Raw genomic sequence first — 16,663 nt, 5'->3', positions numbered from 1 at the left:
TACTGATAAGTATCCTCCGCACCGGCCCCCGAAAGCGTTGTCGATGGTCTCCAGCGTCAGTTCCCCGCCGGTCTCCGCGTCCCCGCCTCCGGCGGCCCGGCCGGAGGCGGTGCAGCCCACTCCGGCGGCCGCCGTCAAACGACCCCGGTTGTACGTGCTGGACGGTCTCCGGCTGATCGCCGCGATGGGAGTCGTGCTCTGGCACTGGCTCGGAGTCGAGCGCTTCCCGCAGATCTGGCACGGCAAGCCCAGCGAGCTGATGCCGACCGGTCACCTGGTCGGTGCGTACAGCTGGACCGGCGTCGAGCTGTTCTTCCTGATCAGCGGCTTCGTCATCTGCATGTCCTGCTGGGGCCGTTCGGTCGGCGACTTCGTCACCTCGCGCGTGGTCCGGCTCTTCCCCGCCTACTGGGTGGCGGTACTGCTCACGTCCGCCTGCCTGCTGATCGTGCCGACCATCTGGGGCGACAACACCAAGCGGCCGACCCTCTCGCGGATCCTCACCAACCTGAGCATGGCCAACATGCCGGTCGGAGTGGACAACCTGGACCCGGTCTACTGGACCCTCTGGGCCGAGCTCCGGTTCTACCTGCTGTTCGGCGTGCTGGTCGCGATCGGCCTGACCTACCGCCGGGTGCTGGCGTTCTGCGGGATCTGGGGCGTCGCGGCGCTGATGGCGACCGCGTCGAACTTCCCGCTGCTCACCACGATCGCGCAGCCCACCTACGCCTGGTACTTCATCGCGGGCATCGCGATCTTCCTGATGTACCGCTTCGGCCCCAACCTGCTGCTCTGGGGCATCGTCGGATTCTGCTGGCTGATGTCCCAGGACTCCCTGCGCGGTGTGACCGGCGGCTACGAGTACGGCACCCGGCACCCGCTCTCCTGGACCCTCACGCTGTTCTGCACCACGGTCGCCTTCGGCGTCGTCATCGCAGCCGCGCTGGGTGCGTTCAACTGGATCCGGTGGAAGTGGCTGACCGTCGCGGGGGCGCTCACCTACCCGCTCTACCTGCTGCACCAGATGATCGGCTGGCAGCTGATCACCCGCCTGCGCCGCTACCTGGACCCGTATCCGACGCTGATCGCGGTGACCCTGATCATGATGGTCGCGGCCTACCTCGTGCACCGGCTGGTGGAGCGCCCGCTCGCCCCCTGGATGAAGCGGAAGCTGGACGCCTCCTTCGCCCAGGTCCGCAAGGACGTGCTGACCGGAGGCGGAAAGGGCGCCTAGGGCGCCTAGGGCACCAAGGGCACCAAGGGCGCCCAGGGCTGAACGGCCCGGCCCTCGATGCGGGGCGAAGGGCCGTTCACCCCGTCCACACGGAAACGACTCCGCCCCCGGCGCCTTGCGGCGCCGGGGGCGGAGTCGTGCTCGGCTGCTGTGCGATTCAGCCGAAGAGGGTGGTGCGGGCCGTACCGGAGGCTCAGCCGACCAGCTGGTCGTACGCGGGGAGGGTCAGGAAGTCCGCGTAGTCGGCGTCCAGGGAGACCTGGAGCAGGAGGTCGTGGGCCTGCTGCCACTTCCCGGCCGCGAAGGCCTCGTCGCCGACCTCGGCGCGGATCGCTTCGAGCTCCTCGGCGGCGATCTTGCGGGTCAGTTCGGCGGTGGCGCGCTCGCCGTTCTCGAAGACGACGCCGGCGTTGATCCACTGCCAGATCTGGGAGCGCGAGATCTCGGCGGTGGCGGCGTCCTCCATGAGGCCGAAGATGCCGACGGCGCCGAGGCCGCGCAGCCAGGCCTCGATGTAGCGGGTACCGACCTGGACCGCGTTGCGCAGGCCCTCGTAGGTGGGCTTGGCGTCCAGCGAGTCGATCGCGATCAGGTCGCCGGGGGCCACCGAGACGTCCTCGCGGAGGCGGTCCTTCTGGTTGGGCTTGTCGCCCAGGACGGCGTCGAAGGAGGCCATGGCGATCGGGACCAGGTCGGGGTGGGCGACCCAGGAGCCGTCGAAGCCGTCGTTCGCCTCGCGGTCCTTGTCGGCCTTGACCTTCTCGAAGGCGATCCGGTTGGCCTCCGCGTCCTTGCGGGACGGGATGAAGGCCGCCATGCCGCCGATCGCGTGCGCGCCGCGCTTGTGGCAGGTGCGGACGAGCAGCTCGGTGTAGGCGCGCATGAACGGGGCCGTCATCGTCACCGCGTTGCGGTCCGGCAGGACGAACTTCTCGCCGCCGTCCCGGAAGTTCTTGACGATGGAGAACAGGTAGTCCCAGCGGCCCGCGTTCAGGCCCGCCGCGTGGTCCTTGAGCTCGAAGAGGATCTCTTCCATCTCGTAGGCCGCGGTGATGGTCTCGATGAGGACGGTCGCGCGGACGGTGCCCTGCGGGATGCCCACGTAGTCCTGCGCGAAGACGAAGATGTCGTTCCAGAGGCGGGCCTCCAGGTGCGACTCCGTCTTCGGGAGGTAGAAGTACGGGCCCTTGCCGAGGTCGATCAGGCGCTGCGCGTTGTGGAAGAAGTAGAGGCCGAAGTCCACGAGGGAGCCGGAGGCCGGGCCGCCCTCGAAGCTGATGTGGCGCTCCTCCAGGTGCCAGCCGCGCGGGCGCATGACCACGGTCGCGAGCTGGTCGGCGGACTTGAGGGCGTACGCCTTGCCGGTGCGCGCGTCGGTGAAGTCGATGCGGCGCTCGTAGGCGTCGATGAGGTTGAGCTGGCCGAGGACGACGTTCTCCCAGGTGGGAGCCGAGGCGTCCTCGAAGTCGGCGAGCCAGACCTTGGCGCCCGAGTTCAGGGCGTTGATGGTCATCTTGCGGTCGGTCGGACCGGTGATCTCCACACGGCGGTCGTTCAGGGCGGCCGGGGCCGGCGCGACCTTCCAGTCGCCCTCGCGGACCTGTGCGGTGTCCGGGAGGAAGTCGAGCGTGGAGGTGCGGGCGATCTCGGCGCGCCGCTCGCCGCGTCGGGCGAGGAGCTCGGCGCGGCGGGGGGCGAACCGCCGGTGGAGCTCGGCCACGAAGGCGAGAGCCGCTTCGGTGAGGACTTCGTCCTGCCGGGGCAGGGGCTCGGCGTCGACGATGGCCAGCGGGGACGGCGCTGGTGCGGACATATCTGTCACTCCTTCAGCGGCGGTGCCTGGCGGCCGCGGGGAATGCTCGCGCGAGACGGCACGCAGTGCCGTCGGGTGTGGAGAGTTCCGGATAACGGTCGCGGGCGCCGTCTGGGGGTTCAGGGCGCTTCTGACCAGTGGATAGTAATTTCCTCATGGTGGAAGTTCAATGGTTTGTTGATGTCGAGATTCTCTGAGTCGACAGATTCCGCTTGCCGGTGGCCCTCAGTGCCACCGCCGTCACGCCCCGCTCAGTCCAGACGTGCCAGGTCGGGCGGAGTGTCGATGTCGAAGGCGGCCGCGACGTCCCCGCACTCCACCAGCATGACCTCGCCGGCGTGGTTCTTCAGGTGGACGCGCGCACCCTGGTCCCCGGTCGCGGTCGCGGCGACGTCCGCCCAGCGGTCCGCCCCGAACAGCACCGGATGCCCGCGCTCCCCGTCGTACGCCGCCGCCACCAGACTCGACGGCGACCGGTAGGCCTCCCGCACCCGGGCCACCGCCGCCGGCCCGATGCCCGGCTGGTCCACCAGCGACACCAGGGCCGCGAGGGCCCCCGTACCGGCCAGGGAGGCGAGACCGACCCGCAGAGACGAACCCATCCCCTCGGCCCAGTCCGGGTTGTCCACGACCACGCAGCCCGCCAGGTCGGCGCGCTCGCGCACCTCCGCGGCCGAGGCCCCGAGCACCACGTGCACCGGACCGCAGCCGGCCTCGCGCAGCACGCGCACGGCGTTCTCGACGAGCGGGCGCCCGCGGTAGGGGAGCAGTGCCTTGGGGCGTCCGCCCAGCCGGCGCCCGCCGCCGGCGGCCAGGAGCAGGCCGGCGATCAGGGGCGGGGGCGGGGTCGCCGCCTCCCCGGGGGAGGCCCCGGACGGGGTCGCGGACGTCACAGGGGCAGGGGCGCGGCCGGAGACGGCTTCGCGGGAGTGTTCGACTGCTGACATGTCAGCGATTCTCGCCGTCCCTTCCCCCGAACGGGTGGCAGCCCAGCCAGCAGCCGCCGTACGGAGGCCAGCGCGGCCCCGATCCGCAGCGGCTCGGAGATCCGGTTCTCGGCGGCGGCCGCCAGGGCCCGTTCGTCACGATCGGTGAAACCGCCGGTGAAGACGTCATGCGGCATCGTGGAGCACTCCTTGCCAATCGGGGGCCAATACCGCGAGTCTGGACCTGGATTGGCCTGGCTGGCAGAGCCAATCAGGGGAGGTTGGCATGGCAAACGGGCGAGTGGTCCATACGGCGGACAGGACGATCGGGAGCCGTCAGCTCGCGGCGATGCTCCCACCCGAGGTACTGGCCCGCCCCGGCTATCGGGCCCTCGCCGACGCCGTCCGCACCCTGATCCTCGACGGCCGGATCGCCCTGCACGTCCGGCTGCCCGCCGAACGCGAGCTCGCCGAGGCGGTCGGCGCCAGCCGCGCCACCGTCACCGGCGCCTACGACCTGCTCCGCGAGAGCGGCTACGTACGCAGCCGGCGCGGCTCCGGCACCTGGACCGAGCTCCCCGACGGGCACGGCCCCGTCGGTGCCCACAACCTCCGCGGGGCCGGCGGCTACAGCGCCGACGGCGACCCCGGTATCGACCTCGCCATCGCCGCGATGGGCGCCCCGGACGGCAGCCTCGCCGAAGCCCTCGCCCGGGCCGCCCCGAGGCTGCCCGGACTCACCCGCACCCCCGGCTACCACCCCTTCGGGCTGCCCGACCTGCGCGCGGCCGTCGCGGACCGCTTCACGCGGCGCGGACTGCCCACCCGCCCCGAGCAGATCCTGGTCACCGCCGGGGCCCAGCAGGCCTTCGCCCTCGTGGTCAGCCTGCTCTGCCGTCCCGGGGACCGGGTCGTCACCGAGAACCCCACCTACGCCAACGCCCTCGACGCCCTGCGCCACGCCCGCCTGCGCACCGGGTCCATCGCCGTCTCCGACACCGGCTGGGACATGGAGATCGCCGAGTCCACGCTGCGCCAGACCGTGCCCCGCCTGGCGTACGCGGTCCCGGACTTCCACAACCCGACGGGCTCCCTGATGCCGCAGGAGCAGCGGCTGCGGCTGCTCGCGGCGACCCGGGCCACCGGTACCTGGCTGGTGGTCGACGAGACCATCGCCGACATCGCCCTCGACGTGCCCGCCCCCGCGCCGCTCGCCTCCCTCGCCCCCCGGTCGGGCGCCGACCACGTGATCACCATCGGCTCGCTGAGCAAGACGCACTGGGGCGGCCTGCGGGTGGGCTGGGTCCGGGCCACCGCGAAGCTGATCGCCGAGCTGACCGCCGTACGGGTATCCGCGGACATGACCGGATCGGTGCTCGACCAGGTGGTGGCGCTCCCGCTGCTGGAGGACCTGGACCGGACCCTGCCCGACCGGCTCGCGCAGCTGCGCGCCCAGCGGGCGGCCCTGGTGTCCGCGCTCCAGCGGCACACCCCCGAGTGGTCCTGGCAGCTGCCGCCGGGCGGCCTCTCCCTCTGGGTGGACCTCGGCGAGCCGGTCAGCTCCGCCCTGGCGGAACGCGCCGCGGCCGCCGGGGTGCACATCGGGCGGGGGGCCCGCTTCGGCGTCGACCCGGGCACCTTCGAGCACCGCCTGCGCATCCCGTACACCCTGCCGGCCGACCGCCTGGAGGAGGGCGTACGCCGCCTCGCGGCGGCCTTCCACGACGGCGTCCCGCTGGCTCCGGGCGTCGAGCGGCCCTACTGGGTGGCCTGAGCCGCGGCCGCTACCGGGTCTGCCCGAAGTACGCGTTCGCCACGGGCGGCAGGGTCTCGAAGGCCCCCTGGCCGTCGGCCAGGGGAAAGCCCCCGCACGGCCCACGGACCCCACGGGTCCTACGGCGTCCGGATCAGCCGGCGGGTGGCGGCCGCGGCGACCGCGGACGTGCGCGAGTCGACGCCCAGCTTGGCGTAGATGTGCACCAGGTGGGACTTGACCGTGGCCTGGCTGAGGAAGAGCCGCTTCGAGATCTGCTGGTTCGACAGGCCGTCCGCGACCAGCTGGAGCACCTCCAGCTCCCGCTTCGTCAGCGCCTCCGCCGGGGTGCGCATCCGGTCCATCAGCCGCAGCGCCACCGCCGGGGCCAGCGCCGACTGGCCGGCCGCCGCCGTGCGGACCGCCGCCGCCAGCTCCTCCGGCGGGGCGTCCTTCAACAGGTAGCCCGAGGCGCCCGCCTCCACCGCGGCCAGGATGTCGGCGTCCGTGTCGTAGGTGGTCAGCACCAGCACCCGGGGCGCCCCGGGCCGGGCGGTGATCGCCGCCGTGGCCGCCGAGCCGTGCATCCCGGCGCCGAACTGGAGGTCCATCAGTACGACGTCCACCGGCTCGGAGGCGGCCAGTTCCACCGCCCGCTCCGCCGTCGCCGCTTCCGCGACCACCGCGAAGTCCGGCTCGGTGTCCAGCACCGCGCGCAGCCCGGCGCGCACCACGGGGTGGTCGTCGGCGAGCAGGAGCCGGATGGTCATGGTCAGGCCTCCACGGGCAGCGGCAGGGTGACGGCCACGGCGGTGCCCTGGCCCGGGTCGGACTCCACGGTGAACAGCCCGCCCAGCGACTCGGCCCGCGCCCGCATCGCGGGCAGGCCGAAGCCGCCGTCGCCGCGGGCGCCGGCGGGGTCGAAGCCCCGGCCGTCGTCGACCACGTCCAGGGTCACCGAGCTGTCCATGAAGGTCAGGGTGATCTCCGCCCGCCCGGCCCCCGCGTGCCGCACCACGTTGGCCAGGGCCGACTGGGCGATCCGCAGCAGGGCCACCTCGTACGGGGTGGGCAGCGCCCGGGGGGTGCCGCTGACGGAGAAGCGCACGCGCGGTCCCGGGGCCCCCGAGCAAAGCCGCTCCAGCGCGGCCGCCAGCGAGCCGTGCTCCAGGTCCGGAGGAGTCAGGGCCCTTACGAAGCGGCGCGCCTCGGCCAGGTTGTCCTGCGCGGCCCCGCGGGCCCGGGCGATGTGCGCGAGCGCCGCCGCCGCGGGGGTGAGGGAGCCGCCGGCCCCCGGAGCCCCCTGGCAGGCCGGAGCGTCCGGGCCCGGGGGGACCCCCGGGCCGGGCGGGACGGCCGGGGCCGCCGGGTCCTCCGACAGCGCCCGCTCGGCCGCCCGCAGCAGCAGCTGGATGGAGGACAGGCCCTGGGCCAGCGTGTCGTGGATCTCCCGCGCGAGCCGCTCCCGCTCCGCGAGGATCCCGGCACCCCGCTCGGCCGCCGCCAGCTCGGCCCGGGTGGCGATGAGCTCCTCGATCAGCTCGCGGCGGCGTTCGCTCTCGCGGTACAGCGCCTGGTAGCCCAGCACCGTGGCGACGGCCACCGCCCCGCCCAGCAGCGGCCCGAGGAAGGCCCCGGGGTTGACGGAGCCGGTGTGCGCCACGAAGCCGCCGATGGCCGCGCAGGCGGTGGCCCCGACGGCCGCCAGACCCCAGCGCGGCCGCAGCAGGTGCAGTTCCAGGAAGTACAGCGGGAAGGCGATCCACACCCCCTCCGGGGAGAGGGCCAGCAGCGCGGCCCACACCGCGCCCACCGCGGCCAGCCACAGGCCGGCCGCCCGTGCCGAGCCCCGTACGGCGGGGGCGCGTACGCCCGCCGCGTAGACGGCGGCCAGCAGCACGCAGCAGCCGGTCACCCACCCGGCGTACGGCGCGGAGTCGGCGACGGCCCGCGCGGAGGCCAGCGCGAGCAGCCCGAGCAGCAGCGCGTGCAGGCACAGCCGCAGCACGCGGGTGACGGGGGTCAGGGGACGGGAGGGCAGTGCGGCAGACATCGTCCGACCAGCGTAAGCGGGCTGCCCGGGGGCCCGGTCAACCGAAAGTTTGATGTCCGGATGCCACCTTCGATAGCAGGATGCCTACCGTGGCGCGATGCCCCGGGCCCGCGTGCGACACCAAGGTGGGGGACATGTTCGTCGCATGGAGAGATCTACGGTTCGCCAAGGGCCGATTCGCCCTCATGGGCTCGGTCGTACTGCTGATCACGCTGCTGGTCGGCCTGCTGTCGGGGCTCACCTCCGGACTGGCCCGGGAGAACATCTCGGCCGTCACCGGACTGCCCGCCTCGCACCTGGCCTTCGCGGCGCCCGCCGGGGACCAGAAGGTCTCCTTCACCCAGTCCCAGCTGCCCGAGGGCGCCTGGCGGGCCTGGCGGGCGCAGCCCGGGGTCAAGGCCGCCCAGCCGCTCGGCATCCGCACCACCAACGCCGTCTCGGGTGAGCGCACCGCCGCCGTCTCCGTCTTCGGCGTCGAGCCGGCCGGCCGGCTCGCACCGGCCGGGGCGGGGCTCGGGCAGGGCAGGGCCGTCCTCACCGAGAAGGCGGCGAAGGAGCTGGGAGGCCTCACCGCCGGGTCGCGGGTCAAGGTGGGGCCGCTGGAGCTGACCGTCGCGGCCGTCTCGGGGACGGCCGCCTACAGCCACACCCCCGTCGTCTGGACGGACCTGAACGACTGGCAGCGCGTCGGCAACCCCGGCGCCTCCCCGGACACCGTCGCCACCGTCATCGCCCTCGAGGGCTCCGGGGACGCGGACTGGGCGGCCGGCGACGAGGCCGCGGGCACGAAGACGCAGACGGTCGACGAGGCCCTCGGCGCCCTGGGGTCCTACCAGGCCGAGAACGGCTCGCTCCAGCTGATGCGCGGCTTCCTCTTCGCCATCTCCGCCCTGGTCATAGGGGCCTTCTTCACCGTCTGGACGATCCAGCGCAGCGGTGACATCGCGGTGCTGAAGGCGCTGGGCGCCTCCACCCCGTACCTGCTCAAGGACGCCCTCGGCCAGGCCGTGGTGATGCTGGGGATCGGTACCGGGGCCGGCACCGCCCTCGCGGTCGGCATCGGCGCCCTGATCAGCGGCGGTGACGTGCCCTTCGTCCTGGACGCCGCCACCGTGCTGGCCCCCGCCGCGATCATGATCGTGCTCGGCGCGCTGGGCGCGGCCCTGTCCATCCGGCGGATCACCGCCGTCGACCCGCTGACCGCCCTGGGGAGCGCCCGATGACCCTGCTCGTTGACGACGTCACGCTCACCTACCCCGACGGGGACGGCCGCCTCACGGCGCTCGACGCGGTCTCCCTGGAGGTGCCCGCGGGCTCCCTGACCGCGATCGTGGGGCCCTCCGGCTCCGGCAAGTCCAGCCTGCTGGCCGTGGCGGCCACCCTGGTCACCCCGGACTCCGGCCGGGTCGTGGTCGCGGGCCGGGACACCACCCGGCTCGGGCCCGCCGAGAAGTCGGCGCTGCGCCGGGAGCACATCGGCATCGTCTTCCAGCAGCCGAACCTGCTGGCCTCGCTGACCGCCGCCGAGCAGCTCCAGGTGATGGCCCACGTCTCGGGCCGCCCCTCCCGGCAGCTGCGGCGGCGCGCCCTGGAGCTGCTGGACGCGGTGGGCCTGGCCGACAAGGCGGGCAAGCGCCCGCACCAGCTGTCCGGCGGCCAGCGCCAGCGCGTGAACATCGCCCGGGCCCTGATGAACGAGCCGGCCGTGCTGCTGGTGGACGAGCCGACCAGCGCCCTCGACCACGAGCGCGGCGCGGCGGTCCTCGACCTGCTGGTCACCCTCACCCGCGAGCGTTCCACCGCCACGGTGCTGGTCACCCACGACCGCGCCCACCTGGACCGGATGGACCGTACGGCGACCATGGCCGACGGCCGCCTCACCCCGGGCGCTCCCGCCGCCCCCGGCGAACCGAGGTCCGCGTCCGTCCCGGCTGCCTGAGCGCGCGGACGGGTCCGCGTACGCGGCCGCGCGGGCCCGCAGACGCGAGGGCCCCGGCACCCCCACAGGGGGAGGGTGCCGGGGCCCTCGTCGTACGCGGGACCTACGCCGGGGTCTGGCTCTGCAGGGCCACCGACAGTTCGGCGGCGACGCCCTGGAGGATCGGCACGAAGGACTCGGCCACCGCCTGCGTCACCCGGCCGGCCGGACCGGAGATGGAGATCGCGGCGGCGGTCGGCGAGTCGGGCACCGACACGGCCAGGCAGCGGACTCCTATTTCCTGCTCGTTGTCGTCGACGGCGTAGCCCACCCTGCGGACCTGCTCCAGGGCCTCCAGGAAGCCCTCGGGGGTGGTGATGGTCTTCTCGGTCGCGGCGGGCATCCCCGTCCGCGCCAGCAGGGCGCGGACCTCGTCGGCCGGGGTGTGCGCGAGCAGGGCCTTGCCCACACCGGTGGAGTGCGGCAGGACGCGGCGGCCGACCTCGGTGAACATGCGCATGGAGTGCTTGGACGGCACCTGGGCGACGTAGACGATCTCGTCCCCGTCGAGCAGGGCCATGTTCGCGGTCTCCCCGGTCTCCTCGACCAGACGGGCGAGGTAGGGACGGGCCCAGGTGCCCAGCAGCCGCGACGCGGACTCGCCGAGGCGGATGAGGCGGGGGCCGAGGGAGTACCGTCGGTTGGGCTGCTGCCGGACGTACCCGCACGCGACGAGGGTGCGCATCAGGCGGTGGATGGTCGGCAGCGGCAGGCCGCTGGCGGCCGAGAGCTCGCTGAGACCGACCTCGCCACCGGCATCGGCCATGCGTTCGAGCAGATCGAAGGCGCGCTCAAGGGACTGGACGCCACCGCCGCCGGCGGTGGGCTTGGCGGAAGCGTCGGTGGTGCTGGCGCTGGACGTCGGCACGGCGCGGTCCTTTCGGTGCTGGCAGGCAAGGAAGCAGCCTACCGGTCGGTCGGCGTCGGCCCTAGAGCCGGGTCCTCGCCGTCCTCGCCGGTCAGAGGTGGTTTGTCCTGGTGGTGGACGTCCTCGGGAAGTTACCCGCTTGATCCCCGGTGGTGGTAGCTACATTCTGGATAGTGAAATCTTAATTCCATCCTGTGGAAACATCCAATTGCGGTGAGAGCGTGTCAGCAGTCCCTCCGGGCGCTCTTGACTGGCTCCGGATCGGGGTGAAGACTCCGTCAACAGAACGTTGAATTTCGCTCTGTGGAAGTAGATGGGGAGGTTCCGTGGCCGACGTGGCAGTGGAACTGGTACTGCGCTCGACGCGCGTCATCACCCCCGAGGGGACGCGCGCCGCCTCGGTGGCCGTCGCCGGCGGGAAGATCACGGCCGTGCTGGCGCACGACGCCGAGGTACCGGACGGAGCCCGGCTGGAGGACTTCGGCGACGACGTCCTGCTCCCCGGCCTGGTGGACACCCACGTCCACGTGAACGACCCGGGCCGCACCGAGTGGGAGGGCTTCTGGACGGCCACCCGCGCCGCCGCGGCCGGTGGCATCACCACCATCCTCGACATGCCCCTGAACTCCCTGCCGCCGACCACCACGGTCGCCAACCTCCGCGTCAAGCAGGAGGTCGCCCGGGCCAAGGCGCACGTGGACGTCGGCTTCTGGGGCGGCGCCCTGCCGGACAACGTCAAGGACCTGCGTCCGCTGCACGACGCCGGCGTCTACGGCTTCAAGTGCTTCCTGTCGCCCTCGGGCGTGGACGAGTTCCCCCTGCTGGACCAGGAGCAGCTGGCCACCTCGCTCGCCGAGATCACCGGCTTCGGCGGCCTGCTGATCGTCCACGCCGAGGACCCGCACCACCTGGAGTCCGCCCCGCAGAACCCGGGCCCCAAGTACGCCGACTTCCTGGCCTCCCGCCCCCAGGACGCGGAGAACACGGCGATCCAGAACCTGATCGACCAGGCGAAGCGGCTGAACGCCCGCGTGCACGTCCTGCACCTGTCCTCCGCCTCCGCGCTGCCGCTGATCGCCGCGGCCAAGGCCCAGGGCGTGCAGATCACGGTCGAGTCCTGCCCGCACTTCCTCACCCTCACCGCCGAGGAAGTCCCGGACGGCGCCACCGAGTTCAAGTGCTGCCCGCCCATCCGCGAGGCCGCGAACCAGGACGTCCTGTGGGACGCGCTCGCCGACGGCACCATCGACTGCATCGTCTCCGACCACTCTCCCTCCACGGCGGACCTGAAGACCGGCGACTTCGCGACCGCGTGGGGCGGCATCTCCTCCCTCCAGCTGGGCCTCCCCGCCATCTGGACCGAGGCGCGCAAGCGCGGCCGCACCCTCGAAGAGGTCGCCCGCTGGATGTCCACCGCCCCCGCCGCGCTGGCGGGCCTGGCGCAGAAGGGCGCCATCGAGGCCGGCCGCGACGCCGACTTCGCCGTCCTGGCCCCCGAAGAGACCTTCACCGTGGACCCGGCCGAGCTGCACCACCGCAACCAGGTCACGGCGTACGCGGGCAAGACCCTGCACGGCGTCGTGAAGTCCACCTGGCTGCGCGGTACGCAGATCGCCGACCGCGGCACCCCGACCGAGCCCACGGGCCTCCTCCTTGAAAGGCAGAACTGACAGTGGCACAGCGTTCAACTGGACTGGCTTCCTTCACCGGTAACGCGAACCCGTACGGGGGCGGCGACCCGTACGCGGACTACCGCACCGCGGAGTTCCCCTTCACCCAGTACGCGAACCTCGCGGCCCGCGAGCTGGGCGCCGGTGTCATCGCCGCCAACGACGAGTTCTTCGCCGAGCGCGAGAACCTGCTGATCGCCGAGGCCGGCCACTTCGACCCCGAGCACTTCGGGCACAAGGGCAAGGTCATGGACGGCTGGGAGACCCGCCGCCGCCGCGGCGTGTCCGCCGAGCAGCCCTGGCCGACCGCCGAGGACCACGACTACGCCCTGATCCGCCTCGGCGCCCCCGGCGTCATCCGCGGCATCGTCGTCGACACCGCCCACTTCCGCGGCAACATGCCGCAGGCCGTGTCCATCCAGGGCGCGTCCGTCGAGGGCTCCCCGACCGAGGCGGAGCTGCTCTCCGGCGACGTCAAGTGGACGACCCTCGTCGAGCGCACCCCGGTCGGCGGCCACGCGGCCAACGGCTTCGAGGTCAATGTCGAGCAGCGCTTCACGCACCTGCGCCTGAACCAGCACCCGGACGGCGGCATCGCCCGCCTGCGCGTCTACGGCGAGGTCCGCCCCGACCCGAAGTGGCTCGCCGTGCTGGGCACCTTCGACGTCGTCGCCCTGGAGAACGGCGGCTCGGTCGAGGACGCGTCCAACCGCTTCTACTCCCCGCCGACCAACACCATCAACCCGGGCCGCTCCCGCAAGATGGACGACGGCTGGGAGACCGCCCGCCGCCGCGACAACGGCAACGACTGGATCCGCTACCAGCTCGTCGCCGAGTCCGAGATCCGCGCCGTGGAGATCGACACCGCCTACCTCAAGGGCAACTCGGCCGGCTGGGCCTCGCTGTCCGTCAAGACGGGCGAGGAGGGCGAGTGGACGGAGTTCCTGCCGCGCACCCGCCTGCAGCCCGACACCAACCACCGTTTCGTGCTGGACGCCCCGGCGGTCGGCACCCACGTGCGGATCGACATCTTCCCGGACGGCGGCTTCTCCCGCCTGCGCCTGTTCGGTTCGCTGACGGAGGCCGGCGCGGCCGCGCACGCCGCCCGTCACCAGGAGCTGGGCGGCTGATCCGCTCCGCCTCGTGACCCGCCCCGGGGGCCGACACCCCCGGGGCCCGGGCACAGCCCTGTGGGGCGCACCGCACGCGGTGCGCCCCACAGGCCCCCGAACCGAAGGACACCGCCCTCACGCGGCGTGTCCGCCGTCACCAGCCCGTCACCAGGGCCACCGTGTTGCCGTTCATGTCGTTCCTCCCCCGTTCCGTTCATTTGGTTGTGTGTTCAACGAAATCCGGGGCGCGTGGACGGCGCTGGCGGGAATCCGACCCCGCGTTCACGCGCGCCGCACCGATGAGTTCCGGCGCCGACGGGAGTCTGAGGAGGAGAAGACACCGACACAAGGAGCGCCGCGCCATGGGCAAGCTGACCCTCACCACCTTCCTGACCCTCGACGGAGTGATGCAGGCCCCCGGCGGGCCCGACGAGGACCGCAGCGGCGGCTTCGGGTACGGCGGCTGGCTCGTGCCGTTCGCCGACGAGGGCATGGGGGAGTTCATGAACGAGGTCTTCGGCCGGGCCGCGGCCTTCCTCCTCGGGCGCCGGACGTACGACATCTTCGCCTCGTACTGGCCGCAGCACGACGACCCGGCCGACCCGATCCCGAACAAGCTCAACCGGCTGCCGAAGTACGTCGCCTCGACCACCCTCAAGGAGCCCGCCTGGGGCCCCGCCACCGTCGTGGACGGGGAACAGCTCCAGTCCGAGATCGTCCGCGTCAAGGACGCCCTGGACGGGGAGCTCCAGGTGCACGGCAGCGGACAGCTCGCCCAGTGGCTGCTCGCCCGCGACCTCGTCGACGAGCTGAACCTCCTGGTCTTCCCCGTCTTCCTCGGTGCGGGCCGGCGCCTGTTCCCCACCGGCGGCCTGCCCACGGCCTTCGAGACGACCGACTCCCGCACCACCGGCAGCGGTACCGCCATCCACACCTACCGCCCCACGGGCCGGGCCTCCTTCGGCACCGTCGCCGACTGAGCGGGGAGGGGCCCGGCGGGCGCGGGCCGGCGCGGGTTAACCGGTCGACCGGGAAGATCCACTCGGTTACGGTGGGCCCGCCCCCGTGCGAGCCGCCGCCGTCTCCACTCCCTGCCCGCCGTCGGAGCCGCCCCGGTGTCCACCCTCACCGCCCCCGCCCCCGCCCTCGCCCCCCGCCGCGCCTGGCTCGCGGACCTGCCCGTGCTGCTCGTCGCCGTCGTCTGGGGCGGCAGCTTCCTCGCAGCCAAGGGGATCACCACCACGCACACCGTGATCGCGGTCCTCGTGCTGCGCTTCGCGCTCGTGCTCCCCGTACTCGTCATCGCCGGATGGCGGCGGCTGCGCGCGCTGAGCCCCGCCCAGCTGCGCGGCGCCGCCGCGCTGGGCCTCGTACTCGGCGGGATCTTCCTGCTGGAGACCTACGGGGTGGTGCACACCTCGGCCACCAACGCCGGTCTCATCATCAGCCTGACCATGATCTTCACGCCGCTCGCCGAGTCCGCCGTGCACCGCAGGAAGCCGTCGGCCGCCTTCCTCGGGGCCGCCGCCGTCTCCGTCGCCGGGGTGGTGCTCCTGACGCAGGGCGCCGGGTTCGCCGTGCCCGGCTCCGGAGACCTGCTGATCCTCGGCGCGGCCCTGGCCCGCACCCTGCACGTCCTGCTGATGGCGCGGATCAAGGCCGTGCAGGACGCCGACTCCCTGTCGCTGACCACCGTCCAGCTCGGCAGCGCCGGACTGGTCTTCGCCGTGCTGGCCGCGGTCCCCGGCACCGGTGACGGTCCCTGGGCGGCGGCCGCCGGCTTCGGGCCCGCCGAATGGGCCGGACTCGCCTTCCTCTCCGTCTTCTGCACCCTCTTCGCCTTCTTCGTGCAGATGTGGGCCGTACGCCGTACCTCGCCCTCCCGCGTCAGCCTGCTGCTCGGCACCGAACCGCTGTGGGCGGCCGCCGCGGGCATCGCCATCGGGGGCGAGCACCTCGGCGCCGCCGGCCTCACCGGAGCGGCCCTGGTCCTCGCCGGCACCGCCTGGGGGCGCCGCGCGGCCGGGGGCTGAGGCCAGGCCGCCGAACCCGCGCCGATTGGCCGGTAAACGGCTCCTGCGGGCTTGATCACCGGCCTTACTGTGGCCCGCATGTCCGCCGGCGCCCGCACCCTACAGGTCCGGGAGCTCCTCCAGCCGTACGGGCCGGCGCTCCCGCCGGGAGCGCTCGCAGGCCTCGGCCACCCGGAACGCGGCGAGCGCCTGGAGCCCGTCGCAGGGGTTGTCCCCCTCGCCGCGCACCAGCCGTACGAACGCCGCGAGCTCCGCCTCGTAGGCGGGGGCGAACCGCTCCAGGAACCCGGTCCACGGCTTGCTCGCCGGGGGCGGGCCGTGCGGCTCGGTCGAGGCGATCGGCGTACGGTCGTCCAGCCCGGAGGAGACCTGGTCCAGCTCCCCGGCCAGCTCCATCCGCACGTCGTACCCGGCCCCGTTGCAGCGGGTCCCGGTACTGGTGACCAGCGTCCCGTCGTCCAGGGTCAGGACGGCGGCGGCGGTGTCCACGTCCCCCGTCTCCCGGAACCGGGCCGGACCCGCGTCGGCGCCGGTCGCGTACACCTCGGCCACCTCGCGCCCGGTCACCCAGCGGACCATGTCGAAGTCGTGCACCAGGCAGTCCCGGTACAGGCCCCCGGAGGCCGCGAGGTACTCGGCCGGCGGCGGGGCCGGGTCGGCGGTCATCGTGCGCACCGTGTGCAGCCGCCCCAGGGCACCCGAACGGACCAGCTCCCGCGCGGTCCGGTAACCCGCGTCGAAGCGCCGCATGAAGCCGACCTGGAGCAGCCCCCGGGCCGTCCCCACCTCGCGCAGCACGGCCAGGGTGCGGGCCAGGTCCGGGGCCAGCGGCTTCTCGCAGAACACCGGCAGTCCGCCGCGCACCGCCCGTACCACCAGGTCGGCGTGGCCCTCCGTGGCACAGGCCACCACCACGGCGTCCACGCCCCAGGTGAACACCTGGTCGACCGCCGGAGCGGCGGTGGCCCCCAGCCGGTCCGCGAGCCGCGCGGCCCGCCGGGGGTCGGCGTCGGCGAGCAGCAGCGAGCCGGCGTCCGGGTGGCGGGCCAGTGCGGCCGCGTGGAAGGAGCCGATCCGGCCCGTTCCGATCAGCCCGATGCGCATGCACTCAACGTGACCCCGTACGGGGGACCTGTCAATCTGCCCGCGCATGCCCCGATGACCCTCCATGGTCCACTGTGGCGGATACTGGGCGGCTGAAACCGGAATGACCGATTGATGAC

General features: G+C 73.1%; 15 protein-coding genes. 8 read left to right on the top strand and 7 right to left on the bottom strand.

Annotated elements, in window-relative coordinates:
• The first annotated feature begins 154 nt into the window (after positions 1-154).
• Positions 155-1,234 (top strand): acyltransferase family protein, encoded by a 1,080-nt coding sequence (locus ACZ518_RS32650; RefSeq protein ID WP_469116642.1) that lies wholly within the window; start codon positions 155-157, stop codon positions 1,232-1,234.
• Between the two features lie 193 nt (positions 1,235-1,427).
• Here the strand turns inward: ACZ518_RS32650 and aceB are convergent, their stop codons facing one another.
• From aceB to ACZ518_RS32635, 3 genes are all read right to left on the bottom strand, one after another.
• Positions 1,428-3,047 (bottom strand): malate synthase A, encoded by a 1,620-nt coding sequence (gene aceB, locus ACZ518_RS32645; RefSeq protein WP_469116641.1) that lies wholly within the window; start codon positions 3,045-3,047, stop codon positions 1,428-1,430.
• 251 nt (positions 3,048-3,298) lie between these two features.
• Positions 3,299-3,880 carry a nucleotidyltransferase family protein gene (locus ACZ518_RS32640; protein WP_469116719.1) on the bottom strand — a complete coding sequence of 194 codons (582 nt, stop codon included), beginning with the start codon at positions 3,878-3,880 and terminating at the stop codon, positions 3,299-3,301.
• Positions 3,881-3,936: 56 nt separating this feature from the next.
• Positions 3,937-4,170 carry a hypothetical protein gene (locus ACZ518_RS32635; protein WP_469116640.1) on the bottom strand — a complete coding sequence of 78 codons (234 nt, stop codon included), beginning with the start codon at positions 4,168-4,170 and terminating at the stop codon, positions 3,937-3,939.
• A gap of 89 nt (positions 4,171-4,259) precedes the next feature.
• Between ACZ518_RS32635 and yczR the strand changes: the two genes are divergently transcribed.
• Positions 4,260-5,747 carry a MocR-like transcription factor YczR gene (gene yczR, locus ACZ518_RS32630; RefSeq protein ID WP_469116639.1) on the top strand — a complete coding sequence of 496 codons (1,488 nt, stop codon included), beginning with the start codon at positions 4,260-4,262 and terminating at the stop codon, positions 5,745-5,747.
• A 119-nt stretch (positions 5,748-5,866) separates the two neighbouring features.
• Here the strand turns inward: yczR and ACZ518_RS32625 are convergent, their stop codons facing one another.
• Both ACZ518_RS32625 and ACZ518_RS32620 read right to left on the bottom strand, forming a co-directional pair.
• On the bottom strand, positions 5,867-6,496 hold the full coding sequence (locus ACZ518_RS32625) for a response regulator (protein WP_469116638.1): 630 nt from the start codon (positions 6,494-6,496) through the stop codon (positions 5,867-5,869).
• 2 nt (positions 6,497-6,498) lie between these two features.
• On the bottom strand, positions 6,499-7,779 hold the full coding sequence (locus ACZ518_RS32620; RefSeq protein WP_469116637.1) for a sensor histidine kinase: 1,281 nt from the start codon (positions 7,777-7,779) through the stop codon (positions 6,499-6,501).
• A 134-nt stretch (positions 7,780-7,913) separates the two neighbouring features.
• On the opposite strand from ACZ518_RS32620, the gene ACZ518_RS32615 reads away from it, so the two are divergent.
• On the top strand, positions 7,914-9,002 hold the full coding sequence (locus ACZ518_RS32615) for an ABC transporter permease (protein ID WP_469116636.1): 1,089 nt from the start codon (positions 7,914-7,916) through the stop codon (positions 9,000-9,002).
• Positions 8,999-9,718, top strand: coding sequence for an ABC transporter ATP-binding protein (locus ACZ518_RS32610; RefSeq protein ID WP_469116635.1), 720 nt, complete (start codon positions 8,999-9,001; stop codon positions 9,716-9,718). Before ACZ518_RS32615 ends, ACZ518_RS32610 begins: the two co-directional genes overlap by 4 nt.
• Positions 9,719-9,821: 103 nt before the next feature.
• Here ACZ518_RS32610 and ACZ518_RS32605 read toward each other — a convergent pair whose 3' ends face one another.
• Positions 9,822-10,625 (bottom strand): IclR family transcriptional regulator, encoded by an 804-nt coding sequence (locus ACZ518_RS32605; RefSeq protein ID WP_007267406.1) that lies wholly within the window; start codon positions 10,623-10,625, stop codon positions 9,822-9,824.
• Positions 10,626-10,960: 335 nt separating this feature from the next.
• Here ACZ518_RS32605 and allB point away from each other — a divergent pair, with 335 nt between their 5' ends.
• The 4 genes from allB to ACZ518_RS32585 all read left to right on the top strand — a co-directional run bounded on the left by allB (position 10,961) and on the right by ACZ518_RS32585 (position 15,440).
• On the top strand, positions 10,961-12,295 hold the full coding sequence (allB, locus tag ACZ518_RS32600) for an allantoinase AllB (RefSeq protein ID WP_469116718.1): 1,335 nt from the start codon (positions 10,961-10,963) through the stop codon (positions 12,293-12,295).
• 2 nt (positions 12,296-12,297) lie between these two features.
• The gene (gene alc / locus ACZ518_RS32595; protein WP_469116634.1) at positions 12,298-13,425 is read left to right on the top strand and encodes an allantoicase; all 1,128 of its coding nucleotides are present in this window, start codon (positions 12,298-12,300) and stop codon (positions 13,423-13,425) included.
• A 344-nt stretch (positions 13,426-13,769) separates the two neighbouring features.
• Positions 13,770-14,387 carry a dihydrofolate reductase family protein gene (locus tag ACZ518_RS32590; protein ID WP_469116633.1) on the top strand — a complete coding sequence of 206 codons (618 nt, stop codon included), beginning with the start codon at positions 13,770-13,772 and terminating at the stop codon, positions 14,385-14,387.
• Positions 14,388-14,522: 135 nt separating this feature from the next.
• Entirely contained in the window at positions 14,523-15,440 is a 918-nt protein-coding gene (locus ACZ518_RS32585; RefSeq protein ID WP_469116632.1) for a DMT family transporter, read from the top strand.
• A gap of 99 nt (positions 15,441-15,539) precedes the next feature.
• Here the strand turns inward: ACZ518_RS32585 and ACZ518_RS32580 are convergent, their stop codons facing one another.
• Positions 15,540-16,544, bottom strand: a complete 1,005-nt coding sequence (locus ACZ518_RS32580; RefSeq protein ID WP_469116631.1) for a Gfo/Idh/MocA family protein — start codon at positions 16,542-16,544, stop codon at positions 15,540-15,542.
• Positions 16,545-16,663: the final 119 nt, after the last annotated feature.

This window comes from Streptomyces sp. NPDC033966 (assembly GCF_055575955.1).
Note: the sequence above shows the minus strand (reverse complement) of the source record. Positions and strands in the feature narration are given on the sequence as shown.

Excerpts from the sequence above, each read along its gene's own strand:
- ACZ518_RS32625 (WP_469116638.1), bottom strand. The coding sequence starts at position 6,496 with ATGACCATCCGGCTCCTGCTCGCCGACGACCACCCCGTGGTGCGCGCC.
- ACZ518_RS32590 (WP_469116633.1), top strand. The coding sequence starts at position 13,770 with ATGGGCAAGCTGACCCTCACCACCTTCCTGACCCTCGACGGAGTGATG.
- ACZ518_RS32615 (WP_469116636.1), top strand. The coding sequence starts at position 7,914 with ATGTTCGTCGCATGGAGAGATCTACGGTTCGCCAAGGGCCGATTCGCC.
- ACZ518_RS32610 (WP_469116635.1), top strand. The coding sequence starts at position 8,999 with ATGACCCTGCTCGTTGACGACGTCACGCTCACCTACCCCGACGGGGAC.
- aceB (WP_469116641.1), bottom strand. The coding sequence starts at position 3,047 with ATGTCCGCACCAGCGCCGTCCCCGCTGGCCATCGTCGACGCCGAGCCC.
- ACZ518_RS32580 (WP_469116631.1), bottom strand. The coding sequence starts at position 16,544 with ATGCGCATCGGGCTGATCGGAACGGGCCGGATCGGCTCCTTCCACGCG.
- ACZ518_RS32635 (WP_469116640.1), bottom strand. The coding sequence starts at position 4,170 with ATGCCGCATGACGTCTTCACCGGCGGTTTCACCGATCGTGACGAACGG.
- yczR (WP_469116639.1), top strand. The coding sequence starts at position 4,260 with ATGGCAAACGGGCGAGTGGTCCATACGGCGGACAGGACGATCGGGAGC.
- ACZ518_RS32620 (WP_469116637.1), bottom strand. The coding sequence starts at position 7,779 with ATGTCTGCCGCACTGCCCTCCCGTCCCCTGACCCCCGTCACCCGCGTG.